The following is a 17,648-nucleotide window of genomic DNA, read 5'->3' on the forward strand; positions in this document are numbered from 1 at the left end:
TGAAAAACATCCTTGTGGAAAAAACAAACGAAAATTCGATTAATTTAAACAAATACATTAGCAGCACTGGTATTTGTTCCAGAAGAGAAGCTGAAAAATTAATTGTAGATGGTAAAGTAACTATTAACGGAAAACCTACGCAATTAGGAAACAGGGTATTTGAAGGTGATGTTGTTAAAATTAATGGAAAACCTTTACAAGCAAAACCAAAAACATTATACATTGCTTTTAATAAACCTATTGGTATTGTTTGTACCACAGATTCTAAAGAGCGAAAAAATATTGTAAAATACATCAATCATCCAGAACGTTTGTTCCCTATTGGAAGGCTTGATAAGCCTTCAGAAGGGTTGATTTTTTTAACGAATGACGGGGATATTGTAAACAAAATTTTACGTGCTGGAAACAACCATGAAAAAGAATATATTGTTACTGTTAAACAGCAAATTACTCCAGAATTTATTCAAAAAATGAGTAATGGAATTCCAATTTTAGGAACCATCACAAAAAAATGCAGTGTTGAAAAAATTAATAATTTTACTTTTAAAATTATTTTAACACAAGGTTTAAACCGCCAAATAAGAAGAATGTGTGAGTACCTGGATTATGAAGTTTCTAAACTTCAACGCACTCGAATTATGAATGTAGATTTAGGTAATTTAAAAATTGGTGAATGGCGGGAATTAACTAGTTCAGAATTAGATAAAATAAATAAAATGGTTTCTGATTCTTCAAAAACTGAAGAAGCTTCAAAAGATATTAGGAAAAAAAAGCCTGTAAATAAGAAATTTATTTCCAGAAATAAAACAAATTCATTTGCTTCAAAAAGAAAAAAACGAAAATAACACTTTCCAACTTTTTACTTTTAACTTTAAAACTTATTATAACTATCTTTGCCGACTATGCAATTTGAATTAAAAACTAAAGATGCTCAAAGCAAGGCAAGAGCTGGCGTAATAACTACCGATCACGGCACTATTGAAACTCCTATTTTTATGCCAGTAGGTACTGTTGGTACGGTTAAAGGTGTGCACCAAACAGAACTAAAAAATGAAATAAATCCTGATATTATTTTAGGGAACACCTACCATTTATACCTACGCCCACAAACCACAATTTTAGAACAAGCTGGTGGTTTGCATAAATTTATGAATTGGGATCGGAATATTTTAACTGATAGTGGTGGTTATCAAGTTTATTCACTTTCCGGAAGAAGAAAAATTAACGAAGAGGGTGTGAAATTTAAAAGTCATATTGATGGCTCTTACCACACTTTTACACCTGAAAATGTGATGGAGATTCAACGTACAATTGGTGCGGATATAATTATGGCTTTTGACGAATGTACGCCTTACCCTTGCAACTATAATTATGCAAAAAGATCTATGCATATGACCCATCGTTGGTTAAAGCGTTGCATAACACATTTAGATAAAACACCATACAAATACGATTATAGTCAAGCTTTTTTTCCAATTGTACAAGGTAGTACTTATAAAGATTTAAGAAAACAATCTGCGGAGTTTATTGCTTCTGTTGGTGCAGAAGGAAATGCTATTGGAGGTCTATCTGTAGGTGAACCTGCGGAAGAAATGTATGAAATGACTGAAGTTGTAACTGCAATTTTGCCTGAAGACAAACCGCGTTATTTAATGGGTGTTGGTACACCAATAAATATTTTAGAAAATATTGCCCTAGGTATTGATATGTTCGATTGTGTAATGCCAACCCGAAATGCAAGAAACGGAATGTTATTTACAGCACATGGATCAATAAATATTAAAAATAAAAAATGGGAAAATGATTTTTCAGCAATTGATGAAATGGGAATTACATTTGTTGATACAATGTATTCAAAAGCCTATTTGCGCCATTTATTTGTTTCTAAAGAACTATTAGGTAAACAAATAGCTTCCATACATAATTTAGGCTTTTATTTATGGTTGGTTCGTGAAGCAAGAAAGCATATATTAGCAGGAGATTTTACTGAATGGAAAAACCGAATGGTAAATCAAATGAATAAGAGATTGTAACGAAACATTATTTGTAAAACAAAAACACAAAAACTGAAATTGAGAATAATAGACAAATATATCCTTAAAAAGTTTTTATCTTCTTTTGCACTAGTACTTATTTTACTTTTACCAATTGCAATGGCAATTGATGTTTCTGAAAAGATAGATAAATTTTTAAGACATGTAGATTTGTCCGTTGGAGAAATTATAAATGACTATTATGTTCATTTTGTTGTAATTTTCGGAAATACATTTATGCCTTTGGCATTGTTTATTGCAGTTATTTTTTTTACTTCTAAAATTGCTGGAAATACTGAGATTATTGCAATTCACTCTGCAAAAATATCCTTTACTCGATTTTTAAAACCTTATTTTATTGGTGCTACAATAGTAACAATTTTTGCTCTTGTCATGAATCATTTTGTTGTTCCAAATAGTAATAAAATTTTTAATGAATTTAGTAATAAGTATTTAAAAAAGAAAAACTATACACAAGACCTTTTAAATAATATTAATTTACAATTAGGCCCTAACGATTACATTTATTTAAAAAGTTTCAATTCAAAAACGAACCAAGGACATAAATTTTCTTACGAAAAATTTGAAGGAACTAAATTAAAATATAAGTTAATGGCTGAGAATATTCGTTGGATTGAAAAAGATACTATTTTCAGATTAAATACATACAAAAAAAGATTTCTGTTAGAAGGTAAAGATTCCATTGAATCTGGCATAAAATTAGATACTTTAATGTCTTTTGAACCTAAAGATTTAATAAATGTTGATGATTTAGCTAAAGAAATGACATCCAATCAATTAGTTGAATATATTGATAAAGCCGAAAATAGAGGAATTGGTAATTTAAACACGTATCTTGTTGAACTTTACAAAAGAACTAGCTTACCTATTTCAACCTACATACTTACTTTTATAGCAGTTTCTTTGGCGGCTAAAAAACGCAGAGGTGGTATGGGGGTTAATTTGGCAATTGGAATTACACTTATGTTTATTTATGTATTTTTCTTGAAAATTGCCGAAGTTTTAGGTGCTGGAGCTGAAACAAATGCACTTGTAATGGTATGGCTTCCTAACATATTTTTTGGAGCTTTAGCAGTATACTTATATTTAAGAAATGCCAAAAACTAAATTAAATAATTACCTACACCTTCACCTTTTGGTGTTTATTTGGGGTTTTACAGCAATTTTAGGTGCACTCATAAATATTGATGCTATACCTTTAGTTTGGTATAGAATGCTTTTTGCAGTGATTTTAGTTTTTATTTATTTTTTATTTAAAAAGAAGAATTTAAAAATTTCAAAAAAAGCATTTGTAAAATTTTTTATTAGTGGCATTTTAATAGCATTACATTGGATTGCCTTTTTTTCAGCAATAAAAGTATCTAATGTATCTATTGCATTGGTAGCTATGAGTACAGGAGCCTTATTTACCTCCTTAATTGAGCCTTTATTTTTTAAAAGACGACTCATTTTTTTAGAATTAATATTTGGTCTTATTGTAATTTCCGGATTGTATATTATTTTTAATGTTGAAAGTGAACATACCTTGGGAATAATATATGCACTTATTGCTTCTTTTTTGTCTGCATTATTTACCGTATTAAACGGACTTTTTATAAAACAGTATAATGCTGAAACAATTTCGTTTTATCAATTATTTTTTGGGGTGGCATTTATAACAATTTATATTTATTTTACAACTGGATTTACCATTGAAGATTTTTCGTTAACCACCTCTGATATTATATATTTATTAATATTAAGCAGTTTTTGTACTGCCTATGCCTTTATTGCTTCAGTTAAAATAATGAAATATTTAACACCATATACAGTTATGCTAACAATAAATTTAGAACCTGTTTATGGAATTATTTTAGCAGTGATAATTTTTGGTGAAAAAGAAAAAATGAGCCCCCAATTTTACATTGGGGCACTGGTTATTTTAATAACCGTAATTGTAAATGGAATATTAAAAAATAAAAAAAAGAGTGTAACTTAACAATCAAAAATACAGAAGTTGTTATATTTGTTGTTACATCTAAACTTAATAATATGGAATATTTAGATTTTGAACTACCAATTAAAGAACTAGAAGAACAATTAGATAAATGTGAACTAATTGGTAAGGAAAGTGAAGTTGATATGACTGAAAGTTGTAAAAACATTGAAAAAAAACTGCTAAAAACTAAAAAAGATATTTATAAAAACTTAACAGCCTGGCAAAGAGTTCAGCTATCACGACATCCAAATAGGCCGTACACTTTAGATCATATAAATTTTCTTACCAATGGTACTTTTATGGAACTTCATGGAGACAGAACTGTAAAAGATGACAAAGCAATGGTTGGTGGATTAGGTAAAATTGGAGATCAATCATTTATGTTTATTGGTCAACAAAAAGGTTACAATACTAAAACACGTCAATATAGAAACTTTGGAATGTCTAACCCTGAAGGCTATAGAAAAGCATTAAGGTTAATGAAAATGGCCGAAAAATTCGGAGTTCCAGTAATTACCTTATTAGACACACCTGGGGCTTATCCTGGATTAGAAGCTGAGGAGCGTGGACAAGGTGAAGCTATTGCTCGAAATATTTTTGAAATGACTCGCTTAAAAACACCTATTATTACTATTGTAATTGGTGAAGGTGCATCTGGAGGTGCATTAGGAATTGGTGTTGGAGATAGAGTTTATATGATGGAAAATACTTGGTATTCAGTTATTTCACCTGAATCTTGTTCCTCAATTTTATGGAGAAGTTGGGAACACAAAGAGGAAGCAGCAGAAGCTTTAAAATTAACTGCTGTTGATATGAAAAAACAAAAATTAATTGATGGTATTATTAAAGAACCTCTTGGTGGAGCACATTACGATCGTGAAGGAGCTTTTAAAGAAGTTGAAAAAACCATTATTAGTGCATATAGTGAATTAAAAGATTTAACACCTAAAGATCTGGTTAAAAAAAGAATGGATAAATACGCCGAAATGGGCGAATTTAAGGCATAAAATAATTATTAAAACCTCTCAAATTTGAGAGGTTTTTTTTATTAATTTTATGCTATGTATATACTTTCTTCAATCCAAATGGCTAAAGCAGATAAAGCCACTATTGAAATTAGCGGAATAACTTCAACTGAATTAATGGAACATGCAGCAACAAAATGCTTTCATTGGTTACATACTCGTTTACAAGGCCAAAAAGTTAAAATACACGTTTTTTGTGGAATTGGTAATAATGGTGGTGATGGATTAGTAATTGCGAGACACCTACATCAACACGGATACAATGTTAATTGTTATGTTGTAAATTTTAGTGAAAAAAGAACGGAAGAGTTTTTAGTAAATTACAATAGATTAAAGGAAATTGGAGAATGGCCAACTGTAATAAATAATGAAAATGATTTTCCTGATGTGGCTTTTGAAGATATTGTAATAGATGCAATTTTTGGAAATGGTTTAACAAGGGAACCAGAAGGTTTTACAAAAAAACTAATTGAATATATTAATAATACTAAAGTTTTTACACTTGCTATAGATTTTCCTTCAGGATTGTATAGCAACTCCTCAGTAACTGATAAAAATGCTGTTTTAAAAGCAGGTCACACACTTACTTTTCAAACACCAAAACTAGCTTTTTTATTACCTGAAAATAAGGATTTTATAAATACCTGGGAAGTAATAGATATAGGATTGGATGCTGATTTTATTGAGGGCCTTAAACCTCAGAATAATTATATTACAAAAAATGAAATACTACCAATGTATAAGCCAAGAAATAAATGGTCGCACAAAGGTACTTATGGTCATTCACTTATTATTGGAGGAAGTTTTGGTAAAATTGGCGCTGTTACTTTGGCCTCAAAAGCTGCTTTAAAAATTGGAAGTGGATTGGTTTCTGCATATGTTCCAAAATGTGGCTATAATATTATCCAAATTTCTGTACCTGAAGCTATGGTTGAAGTTGATAATGATGCTGCTTTAGAGTATTATAATTTTAAAACTAAAGCTACTGTAATAGGCATCGGTCCAGGAATGGGAACCGTTGAAAAAACAGCATTGGGTTTTGAACTTTTTATAAAAGAAAACAAACTTCCATTAGTTATTGATGCAGATGCTATTAACTTACTATCTCAAAATAAATTATTACTTAAATATTTACCAAAAAATACAGTTTTAACTCCACATCCTAAAGAGCTGGAAAGACTTGTTGGTACTTGGAAAAATGACTTTGAAAAACTTGAAAAAATCACAAAATTATCTCAAGATTATAATCTAATAATTGTATTAAAAGGAACGCACACAGTTGTAGTTAATGGGACATCAAAATACTTTAATTCAACTGGTAACCCTGCTTTGGCAACTGCAGGAAGTGGGGATGTTTTAACTGGGATAATTACAGGATTAATTGCTCAAGGTTACAAACCAGTTAATGCAGCTATTTTTGGAGTTTATTTACACGGTAAAACCGCTGATATAGCAATTCAAAATACAGCGCATGAAACTTTTACAGCATCTACAATTTTAGATTATTTACCGAAAGCAATTTTAGATTTATTTGAAGAAGAAGTTGAAAATCCTGAGGAATAATCTTAAACAAATATAAAGAGGTTGTATAAAATGTGAAATTTTATACAACCTCTTTATTATTAAAATATTTTTATCTTAAAGCCCTAACTCCTCAAATAATTCTCTAAGTTTTGGATTTGAAGGTCTATCAGCATCAGCATCTACAATATTTCCATTAGTATCTAATAAAATAAATCTTGGAATTGCATTTATTCCGTATTCAGTAATAAATTCAGATTCAAAATTATTATCTGCAAATAACTGAATTCCTTTTAAATCCATATCCTTCACCATAGTTCTCCAAGTTTCGTAAGCTTCTTGCTTATCTACAGATATACTAACAAACGCTATATTTTTATCATGAAAATCTTGTTCTAAAATCTTTAAGGCAGGAATTTCATCTTTACAAGGTTTACACCAGGTTGCCCAAATATCTAAGTAAACATATTTGCCCTTTAAATCTGATAATGAAGTCTTTCCTCCATTATAATTTTCATAATTATTAAAGACAGGAGATTGTTTTCCTTTTGCAAAACGCACTAAATTATCATGCATCTTTTCATAATTGGTTTCCAAATACTTAAAAAACATAGAATCGTTATTAGCATCCATTTCAACAATTAACGAATCTAAATTTGGAGCTTCTTCTTTATGTTTGTTAATTATAGCTTTTGCATTTAAAATTCTCTCATCGTAAGCAGGCTTATCTAACTCAAAATATGTTTTAGGGTTTGCATAATCACTCATAAAAAACAAGCGCTTATTTTCTAAAAAATTATTAGTTTCTGCTCCATTCCCTTCAAATTTTATTCCTTCATTAATTTTTTCACCTTTAAACTCTATAGTTAAATTATATCCATTTCTAAGAAAAACTGTTGCTCTATCATTTCCGTTTGAAATTAAATGTATTCCATCAGTAACTTTAAGAGTGTCAGAAAAACTTCCATCTTTATTTACAGTAATTTCTTTAGAAAAGCCATTACCTAAAATTTGTAATTTCTCAACAACTTCTGTTTTTAATTTCCCCTTAATGGTAACAAAATCATTAGATTCAGATTTACAAGAAACTATTATTAGGACTAAAAAAAGCCAAATTATTTTTTTCATTTGTTATTTAATTTTTTTATTAAATATTGTTTTCATCAAACATTTCAATTAATTTTTTTTCTGATGGTCTTGGAGCATTAGAACTAACAATATTTCCATTCGGATCAATTAAAATAAAACGTGGAATTCCTTTAATTAAATACCCTTTAACAAAATCAGATTCCCAATTTTTATCAGAAAACAATTGAATACCCTTTAATTCTTTTTCCGAAACCATTGCTTTCCATTTATCGTGATCTTTTTCAACATCTACTGAAATACTTACAAATTCAATATTTTTTCCATGGTATTTTGCTTCAACTTCTTTCAAAAATGGAATTTCAGCTTTACAAGGTCCACACCAAGTTGCCCAAACATCAACATAAACAAACTTCCCTTTTAAATCATCTAAAGAAGTAGTTCCTCCTTTAAAATTTTCATATCCTTCAAATTTTGGAGAAACCATACCTTTTGCTACAGTTTTTAACTTGTTATAGCTTTCAGTAATTTCTTTTTTATTTTCTTCATTTGTTGAAGCTGCCATAAATGCACTATAAAAATCTTCTAATTCATTAGTGTAAGTAATTCCATATTTGGAATTTACATATACCAATTTATTTTTAATAGTTTCATTTGTAATTTTAGCAGCTGTTTTAAGAAATGCAACATCTTCTGAAACAGACTCATTTTCAGCTAGTTTTGCAGCTTCTTTTTGGTAATGTGAATTCACTAAATTCTCATAAACTGATGAAGCCAAAAAATCTTCTTCATTATCATAAGTTATAGTTTCCAATTCATTTAAAAATCCTTCAGATACTTTAAAATCTTTCTTTTTAGCATAGTGCCCATGGTATAATTCATATTTATCAACCATACTTAGGTATGCATAATTAATATTTCTCTTTTCCTTTGCTTTAAAATCTTCTGAAACTCCTGAACTAGCATTCAATAACGCTTCAGATGAACTCTTAATTTCACTAATTTTAGTTTTATATGCATCTTCTTCTAATAAATAAATACCAATTCCTTCTCCCATTAATTCTGCTTCCTTTTTGCTTTTAGCGGCTAAATAGTTGTTTATTTCGGACCCTATACCAGAAAATGTTAGCGTATTCTCAAAATCATTTGCATCGTAATTAATTTCTATATTATCTCCCTTATTTAAATTAACAGAAGCTCTGTTTTTACCATCATAAATAATATATACACCTTCTTTAACAGTTAACGTATCAACAAAACTACCATCTTCTGCAACTTCAATAGTTTTTTTAATTGAACGATCTAAGCTATTAAATGTAAATTCACCAGCACTTATATTTGCTATTTTACCAGATAATATTGCATAGTCAATTGTAGTTTCTTGTTTACAAGATATTATTGTTAAAATGGCAATAAATAGTCCTATTTTTCTCATGATTTTAATTTATTTAAAATTTAATTTTTCAAAGATAAAACTAATTATTCAATTTATTTCCTATCATATTACTTTAACAAATTATTTGCATATATGAAATGGTTTATTCAATTTTACTATCCAAATAATATATATGAACAACATACATTATATAGATCAAAAAATATTAGATTTTGAAGTCTTAAACGATATAATTAATACGGATAAACAGTTAAAACTTTCCAAAATATCTATAGAGAATATAAATAACTGTCGCCTTTATTTAGACAAAAAAATTAAAAAAAATAATGATCCCATTTATGGTATAAATACAGGGTTTGGATCTTTATGTAATGTGAAAATTGATACTAATAATTTACGCGAATTACAAGAAAACTTAGTAATGAGCCACGCTTGCGGTACTGGTAGTGAAGTACCAAAAGAGATTGTTAAATTAATGCTTTTACTTAAAATTCAATCGTTAAGTTATGGACATTCAGGAGTGCAACTTGAAACGGTTGAGAGGTTAATTGAATTTTATAATAATAATATTATACCCGTTGTATTTACACAAGGTTCTCTTGGTGCATCTGGAGATTTAGCTCCTTTAGCACATTTATCTTTACCTCTAATTGGCGAAGGGGAAGTTTATTATAATAATGAAAAAATTTCAAGTTCAGAATTACTAAAAAAATTCAATTGGAAAAAAATTGAATTAAAATCTAAAGAAGGACTCGCTTTATTAAATGGAACTCAATTTATGAGTGCTTACGGAGTCCATTTAATTTTAAAATCGTATAAACTTTCTTATTTAGCAGATTTAATTGGAACACTTTCTTTAGAAGCATTTGATGGAAGAATTTCACCATTTAATGAATTAATTCATTTTATTAGACCTCATAATGGACAAATTAAAACTGCTGAAAGAATACAAGAATTTTTAGAAGAAAGTGAATTAATTTGCCAATATAAAGAACATGTTCAGGATCCATATTCATTTAGATGTATGCCACAGGTTCATGGTGCAAGTAAAGATGCTTTAGCATATTGTAAAAAAACCTTTTTAACAGAAATTAATTCTGTTACCGACAATCCAAATATTTTTATTGAAGCAGATAAAATTATTTCTGGAGGTAATTTTCACGGACAGCCTTTGGCTCTGGCATTCGATTTTTTAAGTATTGCAATGGCAGAATTGGGTAATATTTCTGAAAGAAGGACTTTTCAATTGGTTTCAGGGTTAAGAGGTTTACCTCCATTTTTAGTCAAAAATCCTGGTTTAAACAGTGGTTTTATGATTCCACAATACACAGCAGCAAGTATTGTTAGCCAAAATAAACAATTGGCAACTCCAGCTTCTGTAGATTCTATTGTATCCAGTAACGGACAAGAAGACCATGTAAGTATGGGTGCAAATGGTGCTACTAAAGCTAAACAAATTGTGGATAATATTGAAACTATTTTAGCAATTGAACTTTTAAATGCATCTCAAGCATTACATTTTAGAACTCCTTTAAAAACATCACCTTTTTTAGAATCGCTTTTAACAATGTATAGAAGTGAAGTTCCTTTTATTGAAAATGATAGAGTTTTAAGTTATGAAATTAATAAAACAGTTTCTTTTATAAGCACTTTAGATATTGATACTAAAGAATTATTTTAACTAAAAAAGAGGGGTTTAAACCCCTCTTTTTTAATTAAATTAACTCCTGAAATTTTATTTAGTTTTCCAAAAACTATTCGGTAATATTTTCCAAATCAAACATGAAAGCATAGGTTAAAGCGGTTCTTTTATATCGTTCAAAACGCCCTGAAGCTCCACCATGACCGGTATCCATATTACAATCCATAATTAATAAATTATCATCTGTTTTCAATTCTCTAAGTTTTGCAGTCCATTTTGCAGGTTCCCAATATTGTACCTGACTATCCCAGTATCCTGTTGTAACTAAAATATTTGGATAGTCCTTTGCTTCAACATTATCATAAGGAGAATATGATTTCATATAATCATAATATTCTTTATCCTTCGGATTTCCCCATTCATCAAATTCAAAAGTAGTTAACGGAATAGTTTCATCTAACATCGTTGAAACTACATCCACAAAAGGCACAGCAGCTACTACCCCATTCCATAATTCTGGTTTCATATTTAAAACGGCTCCCATTAATAACCCACCTGCACTTCCTCCGTATGCGTACATATGTTTACTACTTGTATAACCTTCTTTTACCAAAAATTCACCAACATTTATAAAGTCAGTAAATGTATTTTTCTTTTTTAATAATTTTCCGTCTTCATACCAATATCTTCCCATTTCCTGACCTCCTCTAATATGAGCAATTGCGTAAATAAATCCTCTATCTAACAAACTTAACCTTGTTGAACTAAAAGTTGGCTCAGAACTACTTCCATAAGAACCGTATGAATATAGTAATAATGGTGTATTTGCATTTTTTTCAATTCCTTTTTTATATACTAACGAAACAGGTATTTTTGTACCGTCATTTGCAGTTGCATATAAACGTTCTGAGATATAATTATTGGGAGAAAAATTTGGATCAATAACTTCTTCTTGCTTAAGAAGTTCTTGTTTTTTCGTTTCCATATTTATTTCAAAAGTGCTACTTGGTGTAGTTAATGATGAATAACGATATCGTAAAACATCAGTATTAAAATCTAAATTTGATGTTGGATTTGCTAAATAAGCTGGATCATTAAATTCGAGATAATATTCGTCTCCATCCCATTTTTTAATTCTAATTGCTGTTAATCCATTTATTCTTTCGGTAATTACTAAATGATTCTGAAAAATATCAAATCCTTCAAATAAAACAGCGTCTCTATGCGGAATAACATCTACCCAATTTTCTTTAGTTGTTTTTGAAATTGGCGTTTTTACTAATTTAAAATTCTTTGCATTTAAATTTGTTCGTATATAAAAATTATCGCCAAAATGATCCACATAATATAATAAACCCTTTTCTCTAGGCTGAATTATTGTCCAATTACCATTAGGATTGTCAGCATCTATATAACTATATTCTGTGGAAAGCGTGTGATAGCTGACCGTCATTATATACTTTTTAGATTTTGATTTAAAAACACCACAACTAAATGTATCATCTTTTTCTTCAAAAACTAATACATCTTCAGACTGATCAGTACCTAAAATATGTTTGTAAACTTTATCTGTTCTTAATGTAACAGGATCTTTTTTAGTATAAAAAACAGTTTTATTATCATTTGCCCAAATAGCTCCGCCGCTAGTATTAGAAAGAACATCTGACATTAATTTTCCTGTTTTTAAATTTTTAAAATAAATAGAATATCTACGTCTTGAAACTGTATCTATTCCATACGCTAATAACGAGTTATCAGGACTTACTGAACGCCCGCCAATTCCATAATATGAAAAACCTTTTGCCATTTCTGGGCCATTTAGTAAAACTTCTTCTACATCTTCATCTATTTTTTTTCTACAATAAAGTGCATAATCACCACCTTCTTCAAATCTTGAATAATAAGAATATCCATTATCATTTACAGGAACCGATTGATCATCTTTTTTAATTCTACCTACAATTTCGTTGTATAAATTTTCCTGAAAGGCTTCTGTATGTTTCATTGCATCTTTCAAATACGAATTCTCAGCATTTAAATAATTTAACACATCGCTTGTTTGATCATCAGGAGTTTCAGATTTTTTTTGCTCATCACTTAAGCGCATCCAAAAATAATTATCAACTCTTGTATCACCATGAATTGTTAAATCTTCAGGTATAATTTTAGCAACTGGTGCTTTTGCTTGAATTGTTACTGATTTTTCCTCATTGGATTTACACCCTGTTAAAAACAGTAAAACTGCTAAAAGAAAATATAATGTATTTTTCATAATTTATTATGGGTTGGTATGTTAATTAATTTTACTCTTTAACTAAAGTAATAAAAAATATTGAAGGATCTATTCATAATAAATTAAACTGTGTTTATAAAAAATAAAAAAGCGGAAGATTTAACTTCCGCTTTAATTCAAACAATTATAATGATATTTCCTTTTCTACTTATATCCCAAATCTTCTTTTACTATTCCAAGCTAAACTTTTTGTGTTTTTAAAATCAACCGTTGTTGATCTTCTTTTTGATTCTTGATTTTTTACTTTTTTGATAATTTTCATATCAGTATTTTTTTAGTTATTAGTTATGGTGCAAATATACGACAAGTAAAATATACAACAAGCTATATATTGCATATTTATCATTTTTTTAACCTTTTTTGAATTTATTATTGAAATTTAAACAGCGAAAACGTTTTATATTTATTTATTATGCAATTTATTGGTTATTAAAATAATAAATTAGCTATTTTTTTGAAGCATCTAATTTTATTTTACCTGATAAAATATCAAAATACATTTTAAAATCAGATAGTAAACTCCATAAAGGGTATTTAAAAGTTGCTGGTTTATTTTTTTCAAAATAGAAGTGACCAACCCAAGCAAAACCATAACCAGCAATTGGAACAAATATCCAAAGTATAGGTTTATTATGGTAAATTGCAGTTATTGCCAATGCAAAAACAAATGTTGTTCCAATAACATGCAACAATCTACAAGTTTTATTACTGTGTTGCTTTAAATAAAACGGATAAAACTCTTTAAAAGATTTAATTCTTTCTTCCATATTTTACTTTTAAAAATTTCAATTTACAAATAATTATCTATTTTAGTTTTACAATCTAAAATTACAATTTAATAAAATTCATAAAAAAATAGCAAAAATTGATTTCTGAAAAAGCTGTTTGATTTTTTTCAAACAGCTTTTTAAACCTTTGAGCTTTTAATTACTAATAAACCTTATAATTTAAACCAAACATTAAGTTTCCCTTTGGCATTGGAATTAAATTGGTTTCAGTATAATTAGCATTAAATATATTGTTTGCAGCTAAAGAAAGTTGCAAACTACTATTAATTACCGCTAAAAATTTTACATCTAATACATTATAACTTATTCCATCTGTTCTTTCAACATATCTGTATGATATATTCTGCCCAAATATTGAATTGAATTTTGAATCGAAACCTGCAGTAAATTGATGTTTTATACTGTTTAATGAATAACGTGTGTATTGCACATTGTTATCTCTAATATCGTCCTCAATAAAACTATATCCAATTTTTAAGGATTGATTGTAGTTTACTAAATTAAAAATATAATTAATTTCAGTCTCAATACCTTGAGATACTACTTCACTAAAGTTTCGTGTTTGCCATTTATCAGCTTCATTCTCCTTTGTCCAGTCAATTAAATCATCCGATTTTCTATTAAATAAGGCAATATCTAATTTAAATTTACCTGTATTGTATTTAAAACCTATTTCTTCAGACAAAGCAGATTCTGGTTGTAAATCCGGGTTTCCTAATGTTGTTGGCCCTACATAAAATAAATCAGTAAACGTTGGTACTCTATACGTATAACCTATATTTCCATACAATTTAAATTCATCAGAAATTCGGTATCCAACATCTAAACCAGGAAATGCTTTTGAGTCAAAATCTGAATAATGACTTATAGCCAAACCTGGTGTAATGTCAAGTTTTTCATTTAATAATTCGAATCTGTGCTCTAAAAATCCCGTTAAAACTGTTCTGTTATGATTTCCTAAATTGGTACTTACCAAAAATACACGAGCAAGATCAAGCCCAACTCCTGTTTTACCTAATTTTGAATTAAATACAACATTTGTTTCCATACCAACTTTGTTTGAAATGTGCATATTCCGGTAATAAGAAGGATTATTTCTAATAAATAAATACATATCCTGATTTCTTCTCCAATACATTCTTGGTTTAACCAAAATTTTATCTGAGCCATATTCAGTACCTAAAGCAACCAAGCTAGTCTGAGTTTCTTCATACTGATCAATATTAGAAGGACTTGCATAAAAACCGTTTGCACCAAATTTACGTTGTGTAAAAGACGTTGTTAAGTTGTAGTTTTTAAAATTTGACTTTAAAAATGTAGAAATATTTTCAAAATCTGTATTGTATCTATATCCATCAGACTCCTGATAATTTACTGAAGCCAAAATACCACCTTCATTAAATTTTTGACTTAAAGAAACTACCCCTTTAATATTGCTGTATGAACCATAATTTAATTGTGTATTTAGTGCATTTTCCACTACGTTTTTAGTAACAATATTAATTGCTCCAGAAAATGCATTTTGTCCGTAAATACGAGCAGCCGGCCCCTTAATTATTTCTATTCTTTCAATATTTTCTAATGAAATAATTGCATTCATATTATGATGTCCTGTTTGCACATCATCCATTTTAACTCCATCAATTAATACAAGCGATTGGTCAAAATTCCCACCTCTTATGTATAAATCAGACTGCATTCCGTCAGTTCCTCTTCTTCTAATATCAATACCTGATACGTTTTGAAGTAAATCTGCTAAATTACTTGCAGGATTTTTCAAAATGTCATCAGCTGTTAAAATGGTTATTGTTCTAGATGTTTTTGAAAAAGGAAGTGTAATTCTGTTAGATGAAATAGAGACTTCCTTTAACTTAATAGTATCCTTTTGTGCGTATATTGAAGCACAAGTAAATAATAAAACATATAATATTCTAATTGAAATTTTCATAAATATTGATTTAAAAACGCAGCAAAAGTAGTAACTTTCCGGACGATTTATACAGTCCAGTTTTAAAATGATAGATAGTCCGGTTAATACTCTTTTTAAACAGCTAATTAATTTAGATAAGTCTAAATCACAACCACTATATTTACAGGCCTCAGGACAAATTATAAATGCAATACAGCGCAGCTATTTAACCAAAGGAACTGTTTTACCAGGAACCCGTATATTAAGTCAATTATTAAAAGTTCATAGAAATACTGCTGTTGCAATCTACGAAGAGTTAGCCTCACAAGGTTGGGTTGAAATTATACCAAATAAAGGCACATTTGTTTTAGAACCAGAGCACAAAAAAGCAAAAATAAAAGCAACTTCTCAAAAAATAAATGAAGCATATACATATGCAAAAACAACAGGTTTCCCTTTTCAAAAGTCATTTCATTTAGCTTCAACTGTTCAGTTTACAAATGCTAAATATTCTATTAATGATGGCAAACCAGATTTACGCTTGCATCCTGTGCATCAATTCACAAGGTGGTACAGTGCTACAATGAAACGAAAAACGTTAATAAATAAATGGAACAGATCAGACAATTTTTCCAACTCTTTATTTCAAACTCAATTATGTAATTACTTAAATGCAACTCGAGGTTTTCATATTAGTCCAAATAATTTAATAAATACACGTAGTACGGAAATGAGTTTATACTTAGTATCTCAACTCTTAATAAAACAAAATGATGTTGTATTGGTTGGACATTTAAGTAACTATGCATCTAATATGATTTTTCAACAAACAGGTGCAAGTATAAAAACAATTCCAGCAGATAATAAAGGTATAGATATTGAATATATAAAAAAGCACTTTGTAAAAGGTAGTGTTAGATGTATCTATATATGCGCCCATAGAGATTATCCAACAGTAGTAACATTAAGTGCGGAACGTCGCTTAAAGTTACTGAAACTTGCTAAAGAGTATCAATTTGCTATTATTGAAGATGATTATGATTACGATTTTCAGTTTGAAGGTTCAGCAATGTTACCTATGGCAAGTTCAGATGCAAACGGTATGGTTATTTATCTAGGAAAACTGGGGCAATCCTTATTTCCAAGTTTTCAAACGGGATTTGTAATAGCTCCGGAAAATTTGATCTCGGAAGCTAAGAATTATTTAGAATTACTAGATAAACAAGGCGATTTAATACAAGAACAAATGCTATCAGAATTAATTAATGAAGGTGAAATTTACCGGCTTACAAAAAAGAATATTGTAATATATAAAAAAAGACGAGATGTTTTATGCAATCTTTTATCTAAATATTTTTTAGATATCGCACAATGGGAAATTCCTTCAGGAGGATTAGCCATTTGGTTGCAGTTTAATCCTAAAATATCGTTACTGAAACTAGCTAAAGAAGCCGAAAAAAACGATTTATTACTACCAAAAACAATTCTTTATCAGAATAAAAACACTTGTGCTATTCGTTTTGGTTTTGGGCATTTAAATGAAAAAGAAATAGAACCTGTTATTCAAAAATTAAAAAAGGCCTATGATGAAGTAATTCTAAAATAAAAAATCCCGAACATTTGTTCGGGATTTTTAAGTTTTTATGCTTCTCCAGTTGGTCCAAAATTCATTGGAATTGGAGGTTGTTCATAATCCTTAATTTCTCCATGACTTTTCTCAAACCTATTCACATTATCCGCTAAAGCTTTCACCAAACGTTTTGCGTGTTGAGGAGTTAAAATTATCCTTGATTTAACTTTAGCCTTTGGTTGCCCTGGCATAACGCTAACAAAATCAACTATAAACTCTGAAACTGAGTGGTTGATTATTGCTAAGTTAGAATAAGTTCCTTCCGCAATTTTATCATCCAATTCAATATTAATTTGCCCCTCTTTTTTAGGTTTTTGATCGCTCAT

Annotated in this window: 14 protein-coding genes; 8 read left to right on the forward strand and 6 right to left on the reverse strand. The window is 29.0% G+C overall.

Translation table 11 applies throughout. The annotated features are described in order from the left end of the window. Positions 1-14 precede the first annotated feature (14 nt). Genes rluF through BX611_RS00335 form a run of 6 tightly spaced genes read left to right on the forward strand, consistent with a single transcriptional unit; the run spans position 15 to position 6,620 of the window. The gene (gene rluF / locus BX611_RS00310) at positions 15-845 is read left to right on the forward strand and encodes a 23S rRNA pseudouridine(2604) synthase RluF (protein ID WP_115877504.1); all 831 of its coding nucleotides are present in this window, start codon (positions 15-17) and stop codon (positions 843-845) included. Positions 846-902: 57 nt separating this feature from the next. Continuing rightward, the gene (tgt, locus tag BX611_RS00315) at positions 903-2,033 is read left to right on the forward strand and encodes a tRNA guanosine(34) transglycosylase Tgt (RefSeq protein ID WP_115877505.1); all 1,131 of its coding nucleotides are present in this window, start codon (positions 903-905) and stop codon (positions 2,031-2,033) included. Between the two features lie 39 nt (positions 2,034-2,072). Continuing rightward, positions 2,073-3,161 (forward strand): LptF/LptG family permease, encoded by a 1,089-nt coding sequence (locus BX611_RS00320; protein WP_115877506.1) that lies wholly within the window; start codon positions 2,073-2,075, stop codon positions 3,159-3,161. After that, positions 3,148-4,032, forward strand: coding sequence for a DMT family transporter (locus tag BX611_RS00325; protein ID WP_115877507.1), 885 nt, complete (start codon positions 3,148-3,150; stop codon positions 4,030-4,032). Before BX611_RS00320 ends, BX611_RS00325 begins: the two co-directional genes overlap by 14 nt. 53 nt (positions 4,033-4,085) lie before the next feature. Then, on the forward strand, positions 4,086-5,039 hold the full coding sequence (locus BX611_RS00330; protein WP_115877508.1) for an acetyl-CoA carboxylase carboxyltransferase subunit alpha: 954 nt from the start codon (positions 4,086-4,088) through the stop codon (positions 5,037-5,039). A 54-nt stretch (positions 5,040-5,093) separates the two neighbouring features. Further along, positions 5,094-6,620 carry an NAD(P)H-hydrate dehydratase gene (locus tag BX611_RS00335; RefSeq protein WP_115877509.1) on the forward strand — a complete coding sequence of 509 codons (1,527 nt, stop codon included), beginning with the start codon at positions 5,094-5,096 and terminating at the stop codon, positions 6,618-6,620. A gap of 75 nt (positions 6,621-6,695) precedes the next feature. Here the strand turns inward: BX611_RS00335 and BX611_RS00340 are convergent, their stop codons facing one another. Both BX611_RS00340 and BX611_RS00345 read right to left on the reverse strand, forming a co-directional pair. Beyond that, the gene (locus BX611_RS00340) at positions 6,696-7,706 is read right to left on the reverse strand and encodes a TlpA family protein disulfide reductase (RefSeq protein WP_115877510.1); all 1,011 of its coding nucleotides are present in this window, start codon (positions 7,704-7,706) and stop codon (positions 6,696-6,698) included. 19 nt (positions 7,707-7,725) lie between these two features. After that, positions 7,726-9,099, reverse strand: a complete 1,374-nt coding sequence (locus tag BX611_RS00345) for a TlpA family protein disulfide reductase (RefSeq protein ID WP_115877511.1) — start codon at positions 9,097-9,099, stop codon at positions 7,726-7,728. A gap of 133 nt (positions 9,100-9,232) precedes the next feature. On the opposite strand from BX611_RS00345, the gene hutH reads away from it, so the two are divergent. Further along, positions 9,233-10,741, forward strand: coding sequence for a histidine ammonia-lyase (gene hutH, locus BX611_RS00350; protein WP_115877512.1), 1,509 nt, complete (start codon positions 9,233-9,235; stop codon positions 10,739-10,741). Positions 10,742-10,814: 73 nt separating this feature from the next. Here hutH and BX611_RS00355 read toward each other — a convergent pair whose 3' ends face one another. From BX611_RS00355 to BX611_RS00365, 3 genes are all read right to left on the reverse strand, one after another. Continuing rightward, on the reverse strand, positions 10,815-12,974 hold the full coding sequence (locus tag BX611_RS00355; RefSeq protein WP_115877513.1) for a S9 family peptidase: 2,160 nt from the start codon (positions 12,972-12,974) through the stop codon (positions 10,815-10,817). 467 nt (positions 12,975-13,441) lie between these two features. Then, positions 13,442-13,762, reverse strand: a complete 321-nt coding sequence (locus BX611_RS00360; RefSeq protein WP_115877514.1) for a DUF962 domain-containing protein — start codon at positions 13,760-13,762, stop codon at positions 13,442-13,444. Between the two features lie 163 nt (positions 13,763-13,925). Further along, a complete protein-coding gene (locus tag BX611_RS00365; protein ID WP_115877515.1) occupies positions 13,926-15,731 on the reverse strand; it encodes a TonB-dependent receptor plug domain-containing protein in 1,806 nt (601 codons plus the stop codon). Positions 15,732-15,798: 67 nt separating this feature from the next. On the opposite strand from BX611_RS00365, the gene BX611_RS00370 reads away from it, so the two are divergent. Further along, the gene (locus BX611_RS00370; RefSeq protein WP_115877516.1) at positions 15,799-17,298 is read left to right on the forward strand and encodes an aminotransferase-like domain-containing protein; all 1,500 of its coding nucleotides are present in this window, start codon (positions 15,799-15,801) and stop codon (positions 17,296-17,298) included. Between the two features lie 35 nt (positions 17,299-17,333). Here the strand turns inward: BX611_RS00370 and BX611_RS00375 are convergent, their stop codons facing one another. Next, positions 17,334-17,648, reverse strand: coding sequence for a DUF3467 domain-containing protein (locus tag BX611_RS00375; RefSeq protein ID WP_115877517.1), 315 nt, complete (start codon positions 17,646-17,648; stop codon positions 17,334-17,336).

The organism is Lutibacter oceani (assembly GCF_003384935.1).
Classification (GTDB): Bacteria; Bacteroidota; Bacteroidia; order Flavobacteriales; family Flavobacteriaceae; genus Lutibacter; species Lutibacter oceani.